The following is a 20,118-nucleotide window of genomic DNA, read 5'->3' as shown; positions in this document are numbered from 1 at the left end:
CCACCAATTAAATAACGCTATGCGGTGTCTGTTCACCCATTGAACTTTGTGTAGGAGCCGGTTCACCTGGCGATCTTTTAGCAGTTTATAACATCGCGAGGTGAACTCGCTCCCACCAATTAAATAATGCTACGCAGGTGTCTGTTCAACCATTGAACTTTGTGTAGGAGCCGGTTCACCCGGCGATCCTTAACTTTAGAATATGGCTCCTCAAATCAAAAAATGAAAATAAAAAGACACTATTATTGCAGCATTTTATTGCGCTTTACGTTAAAATATTCGGTTATACCAATCACACAAGTGCCTATGGTTTGCAAACAATTGTAATTGGTATCAATTGGCAGCGCTTGCTGCTTGTCACCATCACACGGGCTTCCTAACGGGGTATTTATGTCAGATAAGTGCTATATCACAGCGCAACAATTGCTAGAAGATTCATTTCGCTTAGCCGCTAAAGTTTATGAAGACGGGTTTAGACCTGACTTTATTATCGGTATTTGGCGTGGTGGTGCGCCTATTGGTATCGCAGTTCAAGAATACTACGATTACAAAGGTATAGAGACTGATCATATCGCAGTACGTACTTCTTCTTACTATGGCATTGGTAAGCAATCTAAAGAAATCAAAGTTCACGGTTTGCATTACATTGTTGAAAATGCAAACGCTGACGATTCATTACTAATCGTTGATGACGTGTTTGATTCTGGCCGCAGTATTTTTGCGTTGAAAGAAAAGCTTGCAGAGTTAATGCGCCTGAACTTGCCTCGCGATATTCGTGTTGCTTGCCCATACTACAAGCCAGCAAACAAAAAAGTACCAATGACACCAGATTATTTTATTCATGAGTCTGATGAGTGGTTGGTATTCCCTCACGAGCTGTCAGGTTTAACACCGGAAGAATTAGTGGAAGGAAAGTCTGACTTAGCAAATATTAAACACCTATTTGCAAAATAAGTTAATCAGTACTCAAGGGCGAGAAAGTACTCGCCCTAGTTATTCTAACCGCGAAAAATTAAGCTTGCGCGAAGCTATCAACAAAATCCTCAAGCGCGTCAACATCGACTGGCTTTAAGCCTTCACTACTACGTACTATCAAGCCCTTTTCTACCAATTCACTTACCACCCGACGATATGCACGCTCAGTGGTCGCAAATCTTTCGGCTTCAGCACTTACCGTTGAATAGGCACGAAGTAATGTTGGATTCGAATTCTCGGCACGTAATAAGCAGTCTTTAGCAATGTTGTAGCTCAGCGGCAACAGCAACTTGTCTAAGTTTATCTTTTGGTTTTCAGTAAACTTAGCAGCGATGGTTTGCGCGGTATATAGGCTCAGCTCCGGCTGCTCAAGCAGTAATTTTCGCCAATATTTTAGCTCAATGAGGTGATAGGTTACATCGCTCAAGCAAGTCACGGTATAAATACAAGGCTGATGATTCAGCGCTTCGATTTCGCCAATTAGCGTGTTGTTACAGTCCAGTTGTCCGAGTAATAGACGACGACCGTTACCGACATCATAACTAAAAGACACAGTGCCACTGGTCACCAATATGAGTTTACTCAATGGTTCATCTTGGTGGATCAAGACTTCTTTTTTGCTGTGCTGAAAACTATTACCAGCAAAAGCGAGTAACTGTTCTACCAAATTGGTTGAAAAATGATATTGAAACATCTAGATGGCTCTTCGGACAAATGTCCTATTTATTAAACTATAATGACGTTAGCATGAATTTTTCAGTTTTACGCTAACTCACACCGTTTAAGTAGTATCGGTTTTATCTCAGCGCTGTGGCGAAGAATTTAATAAACGATATTACCATTAAACCCCCACTTCCCGTGTTAGAGCTAATTTATTGGTGCTAATTTCTAGGGGCTTGTGGGTTAGCCTTTTTATTCTGCTCGATACGTAAATTCGAGCATAAACTATATGCTAACGCAACTTAGGGGAGAGGACAAATGAGTTGGGAATATTTAGGCTATTTAGCCTCTGCTTTTTTGGTCGTTTCTTTGATGATGAGCGATGTTGCTAAGTTGCGTTGGTTCAATTTAATGGGCTGTATTTGTTTTACCGCCTATGGTGCACTTATCCAAGCTTGGCCGGTGGCGTTAACTAATGGTCTACTGGCACTAGTTAACACCTACCACTTGGTGAAATTACAAAAAGATCAACGCTGATATTTAAGTTCACCTGCAATCCACGTCTGCTCGACTTTAATATCATCAATTTTATCTTCGCTTACGGTAAAGTAATCTTGGTCTATTAAGATAAAATCGGCCCACTTTCCTTGTTCTAAGCTTCCCAGTTTATACTCTTGAAATGCGGCATACGCAGCATCAACAGTAAATGCTTGGAGTGCTTGTTCTCTGGTTAGCTTTTCTGTTGGGCGCCAGCCATCCTTGGGTAAATCTTGATGGTCTTGTCTGGTGATAGCGGCATGCAGACCATGGAAAGGGTTTGCGAGCTCCACTGGAAAGTCAGAACCCGCCGCCACTCTACTTCCTTGCTTTAAGAATGTTTGCCATGCGTAAGCGCCGCTAAGCTGTTTGTCGTCTAGGCGCTTTTCGGCCATATGCATATCAGATGTGGCATGAACAGGCTGCATTGATGGAATAATATCTAACGTCTTAAAGCGGGGGATATCATCCGGATGGACAATTTGTGCGTGCTCAATGCGATTTCTGAGCAGTCTTCCACCTGCTTTTTTAAAAACGTGTTGATATGAGTCTAGCACGATGCGATTCGCTCTATCGCCAATGGCGTGAGTGTGTGCACTGTAGCCGCTGCGTATGGCTTGGGTGATCAATGCTTCAAGCGTCGCTTGGTTTTCGAGCATTAACCCTTTGTGGCCTTTGCGGTCATGATAGTCGCGAATAAGTGCCGCGCCTCGGCTGCCAAGTGCACCATCAGCATAGATTTTTACACTACGAATAGAGAGTTGATCTCGTGTATCTTTGATCACTCCGACGTCCAACATCTCTGCGAGTTTGGGGGAGCTTGCACTGAGCATAGCGTAGACGCGCAGAGGCATTGAGTGTTCCTTGGCGCGTGCTTGGTAAACCTGCCACGTGGTGTGGTCAATCCCGGCATCATGAGCTGAGGTAATGCCTAAACTCAGCAAGTGTTCTCCGGCTTTATTAAGCGCCTTGTTTACTTGTGCATCCGACTGAGCTGGGACATGAGTGCGAATAAGGTCTTCTGCCTTGTCGATAAAGATCCCGCTCGGCATACCGCTATTCAATGTAATGATTTCACCGCCTTCCGGCGTCTTTGTTGATTTCGAAATGTTTGCAAGCGCCATCGCTTTTGAGTTTACCCAAATAGCGTGACCATCTACTCGAGTGAGCATGACGGGCTTATCTTTTACGTATTTGTCGAGATCGGCTGCGGTTGGGAATTGTCCGCCGGGCCATAAGGTTTGATCCCAGCCTCGACCTATTATCCATTCACCTTCATGGGCTTTTGCGTAGTGGCTAAGCCGTTTTCCTACTTCTGCAATGGTTTTGCTACCGCGCACGTCGAGTGTGAGTAAATTATTGCCAAGGCCAATGATATGACCGTGCGCATCAATTAAACCAGGTAATAGGGTTTTTCCCTCACCATCAAATTTGGTTGCACTCGGGTATTGGGTACTAAGATCCTTTGCACTTGTTTTTACGACTTTACCGTCTTTAATTACCAAAGAAGAAAAGCGCTCAATTTGCTGCGATTTAGTGGGCGTATAGCCATTTACATTGTGAATTAAGGTTACTTGAGCTGTTGTTGACAGGCTAAAGCTAGCCAAAAGCGCGAGGAATGTTTTTTTCATTATATTGTCCTTCACTGAGAGTATTTATTCAGAATAATCATCTAACTCAATAAAGCCAAGTCTTTGCGTTGAGAGTATACTTGGGTTTTAAAGGAGTGGAGTGTCAAAGTGAAGTTGTTTGTTGTATACCTAGGCGGCCGTATTCAAGGTTGCCATATTGAAATGCATGATGTGCGCTTTGTCGCGGCAAATACAATTGAAGAAGCTTATCCCAAATTAAAGCAGCAATGGGTTGGTGATAAAAACTCGGTGCATATGGATAGCTACACAATCATTGAACATGCCGATGGCTATGCCATTGAACTTACCGAAGAGCGTGTTGAGCAAGCTGAGCATTTGTATTTTGTGAACTTGGGAGGATATAAGCCAGATAGTTTAGCTGAGGCGCATGACTTTGGGCTGTTCGTTGCAACGAATGCCGATGAAGCAAAAGAGAAGGCAAAAGCGTTTTTGCTTAACGGTTTTAGCCATATTCATAAAGACGATTTACATGATGTAGATGACTGTTTTGCCATCGATTTATTTGATCAAAACTTAAATATCAAGCTCACCCACAGTGGCCAATCAACACCGCTTACCCCTTTGTGGTTTGGTTATCATCCTCTATAACCAATGTGAGGGATACTTTAGCCCTCACCCTCATTGTTTTCATCGTTATCTGCTTTTATGGCTATTTTGATAGCGACAATCACGACGGCAAACATTAAAAACGGCAGTGCAGCTAGAGAGTATTCGACAATGTGGCTGTCTTTGTAGCTAGGTTGCAAAATAAAATGGCCACCCACACACATTAAGATCACTACAAACAGCAAAGGTAGCATCATAATCTCTTTGTTCTTTTTGTGTTTTTTCATTCTGAACTCAGCTAATTATTCTTTCATTGAATGGTGAACACTCTCTCACACGCGGTGCAAAAAAGCCTTGATCGAAATCAGTGCGGCGGATTATACCAATTCACTCTGAGTTAGAAATAAAATTCATGAGTTTATACCAATGCAATTGGTATTATTACTTGGGAGGGGGGAAGGTCCGTGGTATAACGAAGCTCTATCGCTGTAAAAACCAACAAATACTATGACCAAAAACAATAAACAAACCATTGTTATCAAGCTCGGCACAAGTGTCTTAACTGCAGGCAGCCAGACCTTAAACAAGCCCAGACTTGTTGAGCTGGTAAGGCAGTGTGTAACGTTGCGTCAAGCTGGTCATCAGGTCATTGTTGTATCTAGCGGTGCTGTTGCTGCTGGGCGCGGTGTATTGCAGCAACAAATTGGTCATTCACTCGCTGAAAAACAGATGTTGGCTGCGATTGGACAAGGTCAATTAATCCATTTATGGCAGTCATTGTTTAGTATTTACGACGTTAATGTGGCACAAATGCTACTGACACGAGCCGATCTTGAGCACCGCGAACGTTATCTAACGGCACGGGATATGCTTACTAAACTTCTAGAACATCATGTCGTGCCTATCATCAACGAAAACGATGCGGTGGCAACGTCTGAAATCAAAGTTGGCGATAACGATAACCTCTCTGCTTACGTCGCAATTTTAGCAAATGCTGATAAATTGGTATTACTCACCGATCAGCATGGTCTTTTTACCGCAGATCCCAGAGCCAATCCAGATGCGCAGTTGATAGAGCAAGTAACACATATAAACGACGAACTTAGAGCACTAGCTGGTGGCAGTGGCACACAACTTGGCACGGGTGGTATGGCGACTAAGTTGCAAGCCGCCGACATCGCACAACGAGCAGGCGTTGATGTCGTGATTGCAAAAGGCAGTGAATACGACATTTTACCGCAAGTACTTACGCAAACCGCACCAAGCACGACGTTTTTGAAGTTTGACGCTCCGGTTGGAGGGCGCAAGCGCTGGTTGCTGTCTGGCCCTAAATCAACCGGTAAAATAATTTGTGATAGTGGCGCAATCAATGCGGTATGTAATCAAGGAGCAAGTTTACTAGCAAAAGGTATCGTGTCGATTGAAGGGCAATTTAAACGTGGTGAGCTGGTTCAAGTGTTTTGCCAACAAGGCACGCTACAGGCACAAGGTTTAACTAGCTTAAGTAATCAAGAACTTGGTTTGGTAATTGGCCGTCATAGTAGTGAATTTGCGCAGTGTCTTGGCTTTGAAAGTGCAGAGGAGATCATCCATCGCGATAATTTGGTGCTCTTAAATCAACATAGCCAACAAGAAGTATTAAATTAGCCTATAAATTACTGTAAATTCAGAAGGCTGTTCTACACTTATCAAGAGTCAACTTTATTGAGAGGCCTTGAATGTCGATTAGCTATTCACCCTGTGGTCACGAACTTACTTTAGAGCTCTTGGCGCAAAAGAGTGAACTGGTGCTAATGCAGGCCCTTGAGCGGGTTATCTCCGATGTTTGTGGGGAAAGCTATGCATTTTATTTCAGTAAAAGCTTATCGGAAAAAGAAGTCCCAAAATCTATATTTGTGAGCCATCGCGACTTTTGTGTTGTGGTGGGACCGGTAGATGCCGTGGTAGATAAATTACAGCAGCGCCAAGATGACAAACACCTCATTCAATACCACGGCGATAGTGTTATCCCGTTTTATCACCAAGCTCAGCTCGTTGGTTTTTTATATATAGAAGGTCAAGTAAATCTCACCACTGCGACTTTAATGAAGCACTTACTCACTGTTTTTGCGCATCAAATGGCAACATTGCACTTTGCTCGTATCGATCCGCTTTCCGAGCTACTCAATCGCCAAACGTTTGATGAAAAAGTCATGGAAATAACCAATGGGGACGGGTTTACGGTATGTCGTGATGACAGTGAAGACCGCAAGTGGTATTTAGCGATGGTAGATATCGATCACTTTAAACAGGTAAATGACAATTTTGGCCATGTGATTGGCGATGAAGTGATCCTGCTGGTGGCACAAAAGATCAAAGCTAACTTTAGAGCAGAAGACTATGTGTTTCGCTACGGCGGTGAAGAGTTTGCGGTGCTATTTCAAAGTTACAATGACGATTCTGCTGCAGTGGCACTTGAGCGCTTGAGGAATGCAATTGCCTCTAGCCGATTTCCGCAAGTAGAGCATGTTTCTGTCAGCCTAGGTTTTACCGAAGTGGTCGATACACTACAAGTTTCTGAGCAAGTTCATAAAGCCGATCTTGCGCTTTATCACTCAAAAGAAAATGGCAGAAACCAAGTCACAAACTACCTCGCTTTAGGGTTAGCTGAATCGCAATACGCATGTGCAGAAATAGAGTTGTTTTAAGCTCCGCTTATATATAGCGCTTAAAGATTATGCTAAACTCCCCAACCTATTTTTTAGCGAATTTAGCAAAAGGTTTGGGAAACGTTATGCAATTTGTAAGATGGTTTTTAGGACGTCTGATTTTACTTTTTGATTTTATTTTTACCCCGCGCAGTAAAAAACGTGCCGCAGAACAACAGCAAAAGCTAGATGCTATGACGGCAAACTTAAAGTTATACCAATTTAAGGCATGTCCATTTTGCGTTAAAGTGCGCCGCGCTGCCAAGCGTGAAGGGCTTAAGCTCGAAACCCGTGATGCCAAAAATGATGAGCAATATCGCCAAGAGTTGCTAGAGCAGGGTGGTAAAGTGAAGGTGCCATGCTTGCGAATCGAAGAGCAAGGCGAAGTCACTTGGCTGTACGAATCCAATGACATTGTTGCTTATCTAGAAAAGCTGGAAAAAGCAGCTTAATTCATGCGCCTTACTATGCGCTAATCAGGCGCTATGCTAGCATAGCGCCATTAATCGACTAATCCATTTTTAAGAGAATTTTGATGACTATCCGTACTCGTGTCGCACCCTCTCCAACCGGTGATCCGCATTTAGGAACGGCTTATATTGCCTTATTCAACTATTGCTTTGCCAAGCAGCAAGGTGGTGAGTTTGTATTACGAATTGAAGATACCGATCAGGTACGTAGTACTGTTGAATCTGAGCAAGCTATCATGGACAGCCTGCGCTGGTTAGGGCTTGACTGGGATCATGGTCCGGATGTGGGTGGCGAGTTTGGTCCATACCGTCAATCAGAGCGTTCTGACTTATACAAAAAGTTTGCACAGCAGCTTGTAGATGATGGTAAAGCGTTTTACTGCTTTGCAACGGCTGAAGAGCTAGACCAAATGCGTGAAGAGCAGATGGCAGAAGGCTTACGTCCTAAATACGACGGTCGTGGCTTACGTTTATCTGAAGAACAAGTGAAGGCAAACCTTGAAGCAGGCAAGCCTTACGTAATTCGCATGAAAATCCCAGAAGAAGGCACGTTTAAGTTTAACGATTACCTACGCGGTGAAATTGAGATCCCATGGGAAAACGTAGACATGCAAGTGTTGTTGAAAGCCGACGGCTTCCCAACTTACTTCCTTGCAAACGTAGTAGATGACCATCACATGGAGATTAGCCATATCTTCCGTGGTGAAGAGTGGATCAACTCTGCGCCTAAACTACTAAAACTGTACGAAGACTTCGGCTGGGAAGCACCTGTACTTGGTCACCTACCGCTACTTCGTAACCCTGATAAGTCTAAGCTGTCAAAGCGTAAAAACCCAACTTCAATTAACTACTACAAAGAAATGGGTTTCTTACCAGAAGCACTACTTAACTATTTAGGTCGTATGGGTTGGTCAATGCCGGATGAGCGTGAAAAGTTCACTTTGGCTGAGATGATTGAACACTTTGATATGAAGCGCGTATCGCTTGGTGGACCTATCTTTGATATTGACAAGCTTAACTGGTTAAACGGTCTGTGGATCCGCGAAAACCTAACCGATGCAGAACTTATCCAGCGCTTTGTCGACTGGAAGTTTAACGGTGATATGTTGGCTCGCGTACTTCCTGAAGCCAAGGCGCGTATCAACACGCTATCTGATTTGGTGGGGCTAGCAGGCCACTTTGTGGCGGGCTTACCTGAATACGATCCAGCGTTATTAACGGCTGGTAAAGCGGACGAAGAAGTGGTTCGTCAAGCTCTGCAGTTCTTTATTTGGGAATTGGAAAAGCTGCGTACGTGGAACAAGTCTGAGATCTTCTCTATTGCAAAGGCTGTGGCGACACACCATGAGTTAAAGATCAAAGAGTTCTTAGAGCCTATCTTCGTTGCTATTACAGGCAAAACCTCATCGACTTCAGTAGTAGATGCGATGGAAGTGTTAGGGTCTGACCTTTCTCGTGCGCGTTTAAGAGTGGCACTAGAGCATATTGGTGTATCTAAAAAGCAAGCTAAAAAGCTTGAAAAAGCATACCGTGAGTACCCGTCTATTGCATAATAGCGAGACCGTATTGCAAAAGCCGCTGATGTAGCGGCTTTTTTATTGTCTGAAATGTATCGTGTTTACCGCTTTCCTTGTGCCATCAACACATCAAGAGACTGCTTTAATAGTTGAATTTGCTCCATACTTAAGCCTGCTTTTGCCATCATTTGTGCTGGGATACAAGCGCATGATTGCTCGAGGATTTTACCTGCTTCGGTTAAGTGAATGAAGGTTTGTCGTTCATCATCAGGATTTTTGCTACGGGTAACGAGGCCACGCTCTGCTAAGCGCTTAAGGAGCGGTGTTAGGGTGTTGCTATTGAGTTCAGCTCGCTCGCCTATTTCTTTCACCAGCCGTCCGTCTTGCTCCCATAAAATCAATAACACTATGTATTGCGGATACGTGAGCCCAACCTCTTTGAGTAATGGCTGATAAAGTCGTGTAACCTGTCTTGATGCACTATATAGCCGAAAACAGATCTGGTTATCGAGATTGAGCTGCGGGTTAGATTGACTCATTTAGTAACTTTTCAATATCTTTGGCTATTTGTTCAGGCTTGGTGATTGGGGCATAGCGCTTAACGGGTTCACCCTGCTGGTTAAATAAAAACTTAGTGAAGTTCCATTTGATTTTATTACCAAATAGCCCTGGAAGCGCGGACTTTAGGTATTGATACAGTGGGTGTGCTTTATCGCCATTAACCTCAATCTTTTCCATCATCTGAAAATCAACACCGTAGTTAATTAAGCAGCCTTCTTGAATTTGTTTTGCATCGCCGGGTTCTTGTTTACCAAACTGATTGCAGGGAAAGCCGATGATCACAAGTCCCTGATCCGCGTATTTTTGGTGTAGCTCTTGGAGTCCTTCATATTGTGGTGTTAATCCACACTCACTAGCCGTGTTAACAATAAGCACAGCTTTGCCTTGTAAGTCGGTAAAATGATATGCCTGACCTTGTAACGTGTTTGCTTCAAACTGATAGAGTGTCGTCATTTTTAGCCTCTTGTGATTTAATCGTGTGCGATTTAATTTAGACTAAGTATGACCCTTGTGCAACCGCAGTTGAAATTATTTTGCAGGAGTATGTTGATATTTGGCGCTTAGCATCGCAAGCCGCCTGGTGATCAATGCGTGATCTTGCTTGGGGAGATATTTTAAGTGTGTGGTTAGGTAGGTACTGGTGGAATATAGTGCACGGATCATCTGGTTGGCCTTGTCGATAAATGCTCGTGTTTCTTGGGTGTGGCTACAAGCAATATGGCCTTCAAGATGAGGGAGGTTATTTGCAATCGGTAATGAGCCCACTAGATGGGCTTTGTCCTTTGGAAAGCTTTGCTGAAAAATAGCGGGGTAGGCTAATATAAAGTCGACTTTACCTGCACTAAACTGCTCCATAATGGTTTGTGCTGAGGTTTTATACGGTCTACTGGCAACATTTTTGGGCTCAAGTAGCGCTAATGCAGAGTCAATGGTATTGCCATAAGATTTGCCGACCTCTTTGATGATAGTGGTCTGTGGATAGTAAGCCATTAAACTTGCAAGCGACTTTAGCTTACCCGTGGCGTTCACAAGGCTGGCATCCATCGGGGTGTGCTGTTTGAAGTAATATAATCTATGGCTCGGATATAGGTGGATGGGGATGGTAAACAAGAAGGCTTGCTGGCGACTTGGGGTTTTTAGGCGAGACACCGCGCACACAGGCTCTTCGCTTGCTAGTAATTGGTTAAGCTTGGTTGGGGTGACAATGTTAAAGTCAAAGTAATCTCGGCCAAACTGGTTTAAAAGCAAGTTGTTGGTATCTGACTCTAAACTATGGGCTTGTTTGCTAAAAAGTCTTTGCTCATCGGCAGGTTCATTCGAGATCAGCAATATTTTTGCGTTGCAGCACGCACCAAATAACAGCAGCATTAGCAGTAAATATTTCATTATCGCTCCAACCCCGCAAAGCAAATACCAGTTTACTATAGAACATTATTACTCGGAGCTGAGAAGTTTGCGGCAAAAACATGTCTAAAAGCCTAACAAACATCGGACAGATGTATATAAATTGGACGCAAAATACGGTGCCAAATCAAGATAAGCGGTTATTTAACCTTAACTCTTTGTGCTGAGTTTTATAACCTGTCATCATTGCAATGATTTTTACCTATGGGGCAAATAAACGATGACCAAAGTGTGGGATGGATTTATCCGCGGGTTTCACTGGCTGCTCGTAGCAGGACTAGTAACCTTATATATTACCGGTGAAGAAGGCATGATGGATCTTCACTTTGTTACTGGCTATTTATTGTTAGCACTGATGGCAGCGCGATTAATTTGGGGTGTCATTGGTAGCCAAACCGCTAAATTAAGCGCGTTATTTCATTCACCTAAAGCAATTTTATCGGCCATTAAATCAAAACAAAGCCATGTCGGACATAATCCTGCGGGAAGTTTGATGGTGCTGCTATTTTTTGTGCTGATCATTGTCCAGCTTGTTTCTGGCTTGATGACAACAGATGATATTTTGGTGGAAGGCCCACTTGCACAATATGTATCTTACGACTTAGTTGAATTAGCAGGCGATATACATCACACCAATATTGAGCTGTTAATTGCCGCCATTGCACTGCATATATTTGCTATTGTGGTGTATCGCCTAAAAGGTCAAAACCTAGTAAAGACATTAGTTACTGGTAAGCAAGAACATGCAGTCAGCACGCCTGTCATGAAATCGGGTGTTGTTGCATACCTTATCTTTATTGCACTTTCAGCTTTGTTACTCTTTACGTGGGGCGCTGAGCCATTACAAGGGTTAATGTAACTTAACTCTAAACAGAGGTTAGCGAGGTCATTGTTTTCAATAACTTCGCTAACTTTTAGTGCCAAGTCCGGTCAATGTAATATTTGTTAACAGATTATCGTAACAGATATGACCTCTATTTCAGAAAATTCTGGTAACATGGCGCAGTTTTATCATAGAGGTTAGAGAAAAGTAGCGATGTTAGAGCCGTATTATCAACAACAAGCAAATGAGATCACCATTACCAGAGAGCAGGGGAGTTTATTTGCAAAAGGAGTCGCGGACGACTACAACCCACTGCACGACATCGATGCAAAGAAGTTTTGTGTACCGGGTGATCTACTTTTCTCCTTAGTGTTAAAGCACTACGGCTTAAGCGAGAATATGGAGTTTAGCTTCGTGGGCATGGTTGATGAAACAACAACCCTTACATTGCCAGAAGGTGCTGCACAATTTGATATTACCGCAAATGATAAAGTGATGCTGTCCGTGTCGCGCGCTGGCGAAACCAGCACGTGCCCAACGCTCATCAATAGTTTGACGAGAAATTACGTAGAATTTTCAGGCACTACCTTTCCTCATGTGATCATCCCATTGATGGGTGAGCAAGAGGTAATGATAAACCCAGCAAGGCCAATGGTGATATACGAATCTATGTCTATTCATATGGATGATATATCGGTAACGGAAGTAACATTGGAAGCGGCTAAACCTGAGTTTAGCTATGAAGGCAAACGTGGCAAAATCAACCTGCGTTTTAACTTGCTGTCGAACGGCACTAAAGTCGGTTATGGTGAAAAGCACATGTTAGTTTCTGGGATCCGTGAGTATTGTCAGCAAACCGTTGATGATTTGATTGCCTATTACAACGATAGAAAAGTAGCATTAAAGCCGTAACCTCCCAATACACGCTGACGCACCTGTCAGCGTGTTGCCCACACCGTTTTCCTTTGAAACAATAATTCATCCACTCTTCAGCTGTTCGCTATACTGTTTAGATAAAATGTAATTGAATTAAATGGTATTACTGTGCCGTATGCTGACTTGCTCAAACCAGAAGCCTCACAACAAACATTATTAAAATGGCAAAAAACAGTCGATTTGATGGCGAAGATTTTTTCGGCGCCTGCTGCGTTTGTGGTACAAAAAAAAGAAGACGGTTTTGCAGTGATGATTGCAAGTGACCAAGAAGAAAACCCGTATCCTGCAGGTGGTTTTATACCGCAAGAAACCAATATCTTTTGTAAGCATGTTGTCGCTAATAATCGCAATCTATATGAGCAGCACGCCAGCGTAAACTATCAATGGGACGATAACCCTGAGGTTGCCAATGATGGGTTTGAGTCTTATTTGGGTGTACCAATCCACTGGCCCAATGGAAAATCGTTTGGCACATTGTGTGTGATGGATTTTAAGCCTACAAATTACAACGCTTCGTTGGTTGAATTTATAGAGCACTTACGCGATATGCTAGAAGACGATTTGGTGATGATTGAGCGCTATAGCAAAATCAAAGCGATAGCGATGCAAGATCCGTTGACTGAAGTACTAAATCGCCGCGCGACTGAAATACTCGGTGAACATAAGCGTGATATTGCCTTAAAACTGGGTGGTGCGCTTTACTGTGTCTTTCTTGATTTAGATGGTTTTAAACCGATAAATGACAGCTATGGTCATGAAGTTGGAGATCAGGTGTTACAAAGTTTGGCTGAAGCCTTGAAAGCCGCAAGTAGCGAAGATGATATTATTGGGCGCTATGGCGGCGATGAGTTTCTGGCTATTGTACAACGAGATAATGAAGAAGCAGTAAACGACTTTATTTTTCAAAGTGAGGCTAATTTCTATCAGGCGTTAAAAAAGAAAAAGCTCCCCAAGTGTGGTTTTTCTGCGGGATTTGCCAAGAGCGACAGTAAGTTTGAAAGCATGACCAGTTTATTCTCTCGAGCAGACAAACACATGTATCAGAAAAAAATGAACTAGAGTGCCTACAAATCGCGCTTTCCTTAAATTAATTCCCTTAGTCACCGTCTACTAAACAGAGTGCATGTAACCTCATGACTCGGTTACTAAATCTTTCAAACGGGCTTTGTCGCTTCAATGACAGTCGTTTGTGTAATTTAAGTGGAAAAGTATGTATTCAATTCACCCTTTGTGGCAGCAATTCCCTTGTACCGACAAAACCGCGCTGCAAGGTACAGAGCTTGCCTCGTATCACAACCCGCAGCTCAATAAGACGGTGCGCTTTAAGCTGATCTCAAAAGCGGATTTACCACTATTTTGTCAGTGGATGAACGATCCTCGAGTTGCACATTTTTGGCAGCAGGCGTGGTCAGAAGAAAAGCAGTGGCAGTATCTCAGCGAACGTTTAGCAGACAACTTTAGTTTGCCGCTCGTCATGTATTTTGATGAGCAGCCATTTGGCTATGTTGAAGTTTATTGGGCTGAGTTAGATAAGTTAGCGGGATATTATGAGTGGCAGCCCAAAGATAGAGGCGTCCATTTATTAGTTGGCGAGCAATCATGTAGAGGTCCCGAAAATTTTCGTGCTTGGATGACCAGTTTGAGTCACCTTATTTATTTAGGGCATGAAGATACTCAGCGTATTGTGCTAGAGCCTCGCCATGATAATACGCGGCTACTCACTCGCATTGCAGAGCTTGGTTATCATAGCCAGTTTGAGTTTGACTTTCCTCATAAGCGGGCTGCGTTAGTGATGGCTGAGAAAGCTTCATTCTATCGAGACGTTTTTCCTCAGTTTGCTTAGGTTACTTAGCGCGGCTTTTCTTTGCACCATATTGTGCTTGTGTTTGGGACAGTCGCGGCAGTAATTGCCATTTTCTCGGTCGTGGAGAAGGCAGCATTCAGGGCGGATTTGATATTTGCCACTCGGATCATGTGCGGTTATTTCGGCAAACTTAAGCGGATTCTTTAGCGCCCCTAAGTGGGCGGATGTAGTCAGTATTTGTTTATCTTGAAGCAATGTTGGATGCGTACCCACAAGCCCCATCATAATGTCGAAAAAGTCATTCAAGCGATAAAAGCAATTACTCCATAACGTCCGCTCTTTTACGCCAAAAGCTTGGTGTAGCAGGTCGTGAAGCGGTGATAAGTGATTGAACAATAAGTCGTGATAGCGTGTTTCTGTGTCACTGTTTTTAAGTGCTTTACCTTGATGCGGCAGCAAAATGCTGAGCTGCTCAGGGTTGTAGCTCAATTCGCAAAGCTTTAGTGGCAAGGGTGTTAGCAATAATGAATGGCTCACGATGATGCTTGGAAAAATATTGAAGGTGTAATACATATGCCACACGGAGGCTTGAGCCCTTGATTTCGTTACGCCTCTCTCTAAGCTAAAGCGAGTTATATGGTCGATAAAATGTGGTGACTCTAATAACTCAGAAAAAGTCGCTGTAGATCGTAAAGGGGTGAGGTCAACACCATGCGCATACGTATCATAAGGAGGTTTAAAAAAAGGCACTAAATTCGGCAGCATTGAAACGAACAGCTATAGAGGTTTATGGTTAATGACGAAGCGCAACTTCATTAATTTAATACCGCCTTTTAGTCTCAAACTCCCACATTACTTTAGTGCTTATGTTTGTTCGGCTGTTATCTGCCAAAAACGGCACTAGAAAAATGCAGTTAATGGTCAAATTACATGTTTTGGCGGGGTAAAAAATACCGAACGCCGACAAATCAATAATCTTATGTAAAAAAATTTAGTTTAGTTTCGTCACTAGTCTGAGTGTCGTGGTTGCTGCCTAAAAGTGGTGTGCAACAAAAACAAATATTCGGCTTGGGAACTAGGCTCTACATGCAAGAACTAACTAAAAAAATAACCCAAATAAGTACCTCTATAAGTCTTCTACAGGAGTTCATCGCGGCGCCGTCTGTGACGCCTTGTGATGCCGGGTTGATCTTAACAATCGCCCAATATCTTGAAGAACTCGGGTTTGAAACCTCATGGTTTGAAGAAAACGGGGTGCGTAACCTTATAGCCAAGCAGGTTTTTTCTGAAGGTCCAAGTTTTGCATTTTCTGGTCATGTTGATGTTGTCCCCGCTGAGCAGGAGCATTGGCATTCCGATCCATTTAAAGCGACTGTCGTAAACGATGTTATTTATGGCAGGGGCGTGTCCGATATGAAAGGGGGCATTGCTGCCATGTTGAGTGCCACACGGGTCTTACTGGCTTCGAGGCAAAAGCTTAAAGGCACTTTTTATTGGTTGCTGACATCCGACGAAGAGGGGGAGGCTGAATTTGGTACCAAGCGAATAGTCGAGCGACTCAGTCAAGATGGTGTAACGATTGATGCTTGCCTTGTTGGAGAGCCTACCTCGCACAATCGAGTGGGTGATGTGATCCGAAATGGTCGCCGCGGCTCAATCTCAGGTGCCATAAAAATTGAAGGGAAAGCAGGCCATGTCGCTTACCCCGAACAAACGGTCAATGCAGCACATATCGCGGGTAAAGTAGTGGCGATACTATGCAGTTTACAGTGGCAAAAAGACCAACCAGATGTCAAAACAACCCTTCAAGTCACGGGCGTCAATACGACGACTGATGTGGATAATATCGTACCTGAAGCGTGTCAGGTTAATTTCAATATTAGATACAGCCATGGATATTGTAATCAAGAGATCATCGGCATTATCGAAAATCACTTAGCAAGATTTAAAGACAACCTGAGCCTAGATTGGTCAAGGGCATGTAACCCCTACTATACCAGTGCAGATATGGAAAATTCGTTCTTAAACTTAGTGGAAAACGCCATCGTGCGGTGTACTGCGAGATACCCCATAGTAAACACCGCTGGAGGCACGTCTGATGGGCGTTTTTTTGCCAATGGTCACACCCAAACGATTGAATGTGGTGTTAAAAACGACACGATACACCAAGCCAATGAGTGTTTACCCATAAGTGATTTACTGGAAATCGAGCAGATTTATTTAACGGTGCTCAGTGATTTTTTTGGCGCTAAGCAACACCTTAATTTGCCCGCTGGTGAGTAAGTTGCTCGCCTTTAGGCAGACAATACCAGTTTGACTTCATACTTGCTCGATTTGGAGGGATTAAATCTGACGCGAGCTGTGTTAAAAATTTATCAGTTAGAACAACTAAATAGCAAAATTTTTGCCGGACTAAAGACAAGATTTTCTTGCCTCAACATTTAGGTAAATTGGTATAAATCTAGTTTTTTTTAGACTTTCGTTAAACAACTTTAGAAGTGCTTCGTCTTGTTGCTATCAGACTCAGTAATTGAATTATGAGGAAATCGTGTGCTTGGGTATTTAATTCGTCAATCAAAATGGTTGTTAGGTGCGGCTGTGTTCACGAGTGCAATCTGCGGTGTGTGTGCCGTATTGTTACTCACGCAAATTAATAAGGTATTGAATTCATCACAACAAGAAGCCAATCAATTTTTTGGTATTTTTGTGGCCTTGGTGGTGGCTGTGCTGGTTTTTCAGGTGGTGGCTTCAACATTGTTTGAGCGATTGAGTCAACAGGCACATGCTGTGCTGAGAAGGCATATTTCAGATAAGGTGCTGCAAGCAGATTATCGTCAACTTGAAGAAGTGGGCGGAGCTAAGGTGCAATCAGCGCTGTCTGAACACTGTTTAAAAGTTGCTGAGTTTTTCGTCCGGTTACCGGTGATCGTCGTCAATGGTATTATTGTAATTGGTTGTATGGCTTATATCGCTTGGTTATCGCTGGATGTATTTGTGATGGCGCTGGTGGTCTTGGGTTTAGGCTCTATTGGCTATCATTTGGTTCATCTCAAAGCCATCGGCTATTTAAATGGTGCAGCAAAAGAGCAAGATCGCTTGTTTGGACACTTTAGTGCTTTGGTTGATGGTGCCAAAGAGCTACGCTTGCATGCTGGTAAAAGACAGCGATTTGCAGATAACGTGCTTGGAGATTCCATTGAATCGGTTCGTAAGCAACGGACGGTGGGCATGTCTGTCTTTGTTATTTCTACCGCTTGGGGAAATTTCTTAATCTACGCATTTATTGGCGCGGTTTTGTTCGCGCTGGTAGCAGATTCAGCGCAGCGTACCCAAATACTAACGGGCTTTGCGTTGGTCTTTATATATATGATTGCGCCCTTAGAGAACTTACTAAAGGCTCTGCCCGCGGCCAATATAGCGAAAGCATCAGCTGCACGCATTGAAGCTGTTACCGCGCATTTATCCGAAGGAGCGAAAGAAAAGCACTTACCGAATGCGCCTTCCTCGTTTAAACAGCTTGAATTAAGCGGGTTAACACATCAGTTTTATCATGAACCTTCTGATGATTTATTCACACTTGGACCTATCGATTTATCGTTTAAACCGGGGGAAATTGTCTTTTTGGTTGGCGGTAATGGCAGTGGCAAAACCACGCTGGCTAAGATGTTGGTCGGATTATACAAGAGTAATACTGGTCAACTTCGCTTAGATGGCAAAACCATTAACCCTGAAGATCTAGATGAGTATAGACAGCTTTTCACCGCAATTTTCTCTGACTTTTATTTGTTTGAAGAATTGCTGGATATCCCTTCAACTGAATTAGATGCGGCCGCAAACTCACTGTTAGAAAAGCTCCAACTTAATCGTAAAGTGCATGTTGCCAATGGTGCATTTTCAACGCGTGCGTTATCTCAAGGGCAAAGAAAGCGGCTAGCCATGGTGGTAGCCCATTTAGAGCAGCGTCCGTTTTTAGTCTTTGATGAATGGGCGGCGGACCAAGATCCTATATTTAAAGAGGTGTTTTATCGCCAGTTATTACCAGAGCTTAAAGCACAGGGTAAAACGCTGTTGGTTATCTCTCATGACGATAAGTATTTTGACTGCGCCGATCGACTGTTGCGAATGGAGCACGGCCAACTTTATCAGCGTGAAGAGGCAGCTGCATAAATAACCTGAGTGGTTAAAGTTGAGCGCAGTGCAAGCCAACACTATCACTGCGTTTAACTTGATGACCGCTTAGCGGCTAAGCATATTTAGGCCGCGATATCCCTACCTATATGCTTGCAATTATCTGCACTGGTAAAAAATCAGAATATAGACGCTTTTTTCTTTAAACAATTCGCATTTCTATTCGTCTACAGAGGCAATATCGCCAAATTTATTGGCATGTTGAGAAGGTAGCACGGAGATACATACCTCATGGCTACCCAACCTCATCAGAATGTAAACCGACTGCCTATAGTAGCAGTGCAATATTTATCAGGAGATGTCATGTCAGTGAGCTGTTTTGACCGCGAAGATGAAACCTTCATCGTGCTTATTAATCAAGAAGAACAATATTCAATTTGGCCCGAGTGGAAAGCGGTACCAGCGGGTTGGCAAGCTGTAGCTGGCGTTCAGGGCGATAAGGCCCACGTGCAAAGCTACATTAACGAGCACTGGACTGATATGCGTCCTGCTTCTTTGCGTCAGTGGATGGCTGAGCAAGCGCAACAAGGTGACGCGTGAGTACACCAAGCATTAAGCTGTTGTGCCTGCCTTGTGCTGGGGCGAGTGCCTCAATGTACTTACGTTGGAGTCGGCAATTGCCTAGCTGGATAAAGCTAGTGCCCATTGAGCTTGCAGGAAGAGGCCCTAGGTTAGATGAAGAGAAAGTCGAAAACTACTACGAGCAAGTGAGTGCGATACTTCAGTGTTACCAGCATGAGATGATCGGTGATTATGCTTTTTTTGGTCATAGCATGGGAGCTTTGCTTGCCTATGGCGTCACACTGCAGTTGCAACAGCGCAATTTACCTTTGCCTAACGCCTTGATGCTATCGGCGTGTCCTGCGCCACAGTTTATTCATCCTGAGCGCTACCCAGAACCTAATGATCGGCAAGCGCTCATTGCTGAATTGCGAGCGCAGGGAGGAACGCCAGACATGCTATTTGACAATGCTGATTTATTGGAAATGACGCTTGAAGTGCTGGCCGCTGACTATCGCGCATTGCGCTCGTTTGCGCCATCTAGCCCTTCGCAAATAACCGTGCCGGTAACCACTTTTTATGGCCACGATGACTTAATCAGTGTTAGCGAAGTGCTGGCGTGGCAGCAACACGCCCGTCAACCATTATCGCAACAAGGGTTCGCTGGTGGGCATTTTTATATTCACAGTGCCCAAGCTTCAGTGTTGTCTGCACTTGAGCAAACACTGAGTCGCCATAATACATCAGCGGCTGCTTTGGTCAGTAGTTGTGAGTAAAACCAAGCGCTGCACTTGAGGACTTGGGTTATCACACAGCATTAAACACTTGGTATTAGTCGGTTCGCTTTTTAATCTTGT

The 20,118-nt window shown here is 43.6% G+C and carries 22 protein-coding genes; 15 read left to right on the top strand and 7 right to left on the bottom strand.

Annotated features, from left to right (window positions below; genetic code table 11):
* Positions 1 to 390: 390 nt before the first annotated feature.
* The gene (locus tag ABMY45_RS21565; protein WP_010607696.1) at positions 391 to 954 is read left to right on the top strand and encodes a phosphoribosyltransferase family protein; all 564 of its coding nucleotides are present in this window, start codon (positions 391 to 393) and stop codon (positions 952 to 954) included.
* A 58-nt stretch (positions 955 to 1,012) separates the two neighbouring features.
* On the opposite strand, the gene ABMY45_RS21560 is transcribed toward ABMY45_RS21565, so the two are convergent.
* Positions 1,013 to 1,669: a Crp/Fnr family transcriptional regulator gene (locus ABMY45_RS21560; protein WP_010607695.1), complete on the bottom strand. Its 657-nt coding sequence runs from the start codon at positions 1,667 to 1,669 to the stop codon at positions 1,013 to 1,015.
* A gap of 284 nt (positions 1,670 to 1,953) precedes the next feature.
* Between ABMY45_RS21560 and ABMY45_RS21555 the strand changes: the two genes are divergently transcribed.
* On the top strand, positions 1,954 to 2,172 hold the full coding sequence (locus ABMY45_RS21555) for a YgjV family protein (protein ID WP_010379202.1): 219 nt from the start codon (positions 1,954 to 1,956) through the stop codon (positions 2,170 to 2,172).
* On the opposite strand, the gene ABMY45_RS21550 is transcribed toward ABMY45_RS21555, so the two are convergent.
* A complete protein-coding gene (locus tag ABMY45_RS21550; RefSeq protein ID WP_211867916.1) occupies positions 2,163 to 3,803 on the bottom strand; it encodes an amidohydrolase in 1,641 nt (546 codons plus the stop codon). The genes ABMY45_RS21555 and ABMY45_RS21550 overlap by 10 nt on opposite strands.
* Before the next feature lie 108 nt (positions 3,804 to 3,911).
* Here ABMY45_RS21550 and ABMY45_RS21545 point away from each other — a divergent pair, with 108 nt between their 5' ends.
* Positions 3,912 to 4,412 (top strand): DUF1543 domain-containing protein, encoded by a 501-nt coding sequence (locus tag ABMY45_RS21545; protein ID WP_010607693.1) that lies wholly within the window; start codon positions 3,912 to 3,914, stop codon positions 4,410 to 4,412.
* 17 nt (positions 4,413 to 4,429) lie between these two features.
* Here ABMY45_RS21545 and ABMY45_RS21540 read toward each other — a convergent pair whose 3' ends face one another.
* Positions 4,430 to 4,657, bottom strand: coding sequence for a hypothetical protein (locus ABMY45_RS21540; RefSeq protein WP_010379194.1), 228 nt, complete (start codon positions 4,655 to 4,657; stop codon positions 4,430 to 4,432).
* 220 nt (positions 4,658 to 4,877) lie between these two features.
* Here ABMY45_RS21540 and proB point away from each other — a divergent pair, with 220 nt between their 5' ends.
* From proB to gltX, 4 genes are all read left to right on the top strand, one after another.
* Positions 4,878 to 6,017 (top strand): glutamate 5-kinase, encoded by a 1,140-nt coding sequence (proB, locus tag ABMY45_RS21535; protein ID WP_102056186.1) that lies wholly within the window; start codon positions 4,878 to 4,880, stop codon positions 6,015 to 6,017.
* A 71-nt stretch (positions 6,018 to 6,088) separates the two neighbouring features.
* Positions 6,089 to 7,057, top strand: coding sequence for a GGDEF domain-containing protein (locus tag ABMY45_RS21530; RefSeq protein WP_349289500.1), 969 nt, complete (start codon positions 6,089 to 6,091; stop codon positions 7,055 to 7,057).
* An 86-nt stretch (positions 7,058 to 7,143) separates the two neighbouring features.
* On the top strand, positions 7,144 to 7,509 hold the full coding sequence (locus ABMY45_RS21525) for a glutaredoxin (protein WP_026000901.1): 366 nt from the start codon (positions 7,144 to 7,146) through the stop codon (positions 7,507 to 7,509).
* A gap of 83 nt (positions 7,510 to 7,592) precedes the next feature.
* Positions 7,593 to 9,080 carry a glutamate--tRNA ligase gene (gene gltX / locus ABMY45_RS21520; protein WP_010607688.1) on the top strand — a complete coding sequence of 496 codons (1,488 nt, stop codon included), beginning with the start codon at positions 7,593 to 7,595 and terminating at the stop codon, positions 9,078 to 9,080.
* A gap of 65 nt (positions 9,081 to 9,145) precedes the next feature.
* Here gltX and ABMY45_RS21515 read toward each other — a convergent pair whose 3' ends face one another.
* The 3 genes from ABMY45_RS21515 to ABMY45_RS21505 all read right to left on the bottom strand — a co-directional run bounded on the left by ABMY45_RS21515 (position 9,146) and on the right by ABMY45_RS21505 (position 10,991).
* Entirely contained in the window at positions 9,146 to 9,583 is a 438-nt protein-coding gene (locus ABMY45_RS21515; RefSeq protein WP_349289499.1) for a MarR family transcriptional regulator, read from the bottom strand.
* Complete coding sequence (locus ABMY45_RS21510; RefSeq protein ID WP_010379179.1) at positions 9,570 to 10,058, bottom strand: glutathione peroxidase; 489 nt, start codon at positions 10,056 to 10,058, stop codon at positions 9,570 to 9,572. The genes ABMY45_RS21515 and ABMY45_RS21510 overlap by 14 nt, the downstream gene beginning before the upstream one ends.
* A gap of 75 nt (positions 10,059 to 10,133) precedes the next feature.
* A complete protein-coding gene (locus ABMY45_RS21505; protein ID WP_349289498.1) occupies positions 10,134 to 10,991 on the bottom strand; it encodes a hypothetical protein in 858 nt (285 codons plus the stop codon).
* Positions 10,992 to 11,229: 238 nt separating this feature from the next.
* Between ABMY45_RS21505 and ABMY45_RS21500 the strand changes: the two genes are divergently transcribed.
* The 4 genes from ABMY45_RS21500 to ABMY45_RS21485 all read left to right on the top strand — a co-directional run bounded on the left by ABMY45_RS21500 (position 11,230) and on the right by ABMY45_RS21485 (position 14,611).
* Entirely contained in the window at positions 11,230 to 11,868 is a 639-nt protein-coding gene (locus ABMY45_RS21500) for a cytochrome b/b6 domain-containing protein (protein ID WP_102056190.1), read from the top strand.
* Between the two features lie 177 nt (positions 11,869 to 12,045).
* On the top strand, positions 12,046 to 12,744 hold the full coding sequence (locus ABMY45_RS21495; protein ID WP_010607683.1) for a DUF3581 family protein: 699 nt from the start codon (positions 12,046 to 12,048) through the stop codon (positions 12,742 to 12,744).
* A 132-nt stretch (positions 12,745 to 12,876) separates the two neighbouring features.
* Positions 12,877 to 13,827 (top strand): sensor domain-containing diguanylate cyclase, encoded by a 951-nt coding sequence (locus ABMY45_RS21490; protein ID WP_211867924.1) that lies wholly within the window; start codon positions 12,877 to 12,879, stop codon positions 13,825 to 13,827.
* Positions 13,828 to 13,978: 151 nt separating this feature from the next.
* Positions 13,979 to 14,611, top strand: a complete 633-nt coding sequence (locus ABMY45_RS21485) for a GNAT family N-acetyltransferase (protein WP_211867926.1) — start codon at positions 13,979 to 13,981, stop codon at positions 14,609 to 14,611.
* On the opposite strand, the gene ABMY45_RS21480 is transcribed toward ABMY45_RS21485, so the two are convergent.
* Complete coding sequence (locus ABMY45_RS21480; protein ID WP_227387415.1) at positions 14,576 to 15,337, bottom strand: IucA/IucC family C-terminal-domain containing protein; 762 nt, start codon at positions 15,335 to 15,337, stop codon at positions 14,576 to 14,578. The genes ABMY45_RS21485 and ABMY45_RS21480 overlap by 36 nt on opposite strands.
* Before the next feature lie 321 nt (positions 15,338 to 15,658).
* Here ABMY45_RS21480 and dapE point away from each other — a divergent pair, with 321 nt between their 5' ends.
* The 4 genes from dapE to ABMY45_RS21460 all read left to right on the top strand — a co-directional run bounded on the left by dapE (position 15,659) and on the right by ABMY45_RS21460 (position 20,037).
* A complete protein-coding gene (gene dapE, locus ABMY45_RS21475) occupies positions 15,659 to 16,855 on the top strand; it encodes a succinyl-diaminopimelate desuccinylase (RefSeq protein ID WP_349289497.1) in 1,197 nt (398 codons plus the stop codon).
* 267 nt (positions 16,856 to 17,122) lie between these two features.
* Entirely contained in the window at positions 17,123 to 18,739 is a 1,617-nt protein-coding gene (locus ABMY45_RS21470; protein ID WP_239421623.1) for a cyclic peptide export ABC transporter, read from the top strand.
* 324 nt (positions 18,740 to 19,063) lie between these two features.
* Complete coding sequence (locus ABMY45_RS21465) at positions 19,064 to 19,300, top strand: MbtH family NRPS accessory protein (RefSeq protein ID WP_010607677.1); 237 nt, start codon at positions 19,064 to 19,066, stop codon at positions 19,298 to 19,300.
* On the top strand, positions 19,297 to 20,037 hold the full coding sequence (locus ABMY45_RS21460; protein WP_349289496.1) for an alpha/beta fold hydrolase: 741 nt from the start codon (positions 19,297 to 19,299) through the stop codon (positions 20,035 to 20,037). The genes ABMY45_RS21465 and ABMY45_RS21460 overlap by 4 nt, the downstream gene beginning before the upstream one ends.
* Positions 20,038 to 20,118: the final 81 nt, after the last annotated feature.

It is taken from the genome of Pseudoalteromonas sp. XMcav11-Q, assembly GCF_040104525.1.
GTDB lineage: Bacteria > Pseudomonadota > Gammaproteobacteria > Enterobacterales > Alteromonadaceae > Pseudoalteromonas.
The sequence above is the reverse complement of the archived record's forward strand: the minus strand, read 5'-3'. Positions and strand labels throughout refer to the sequence as shown.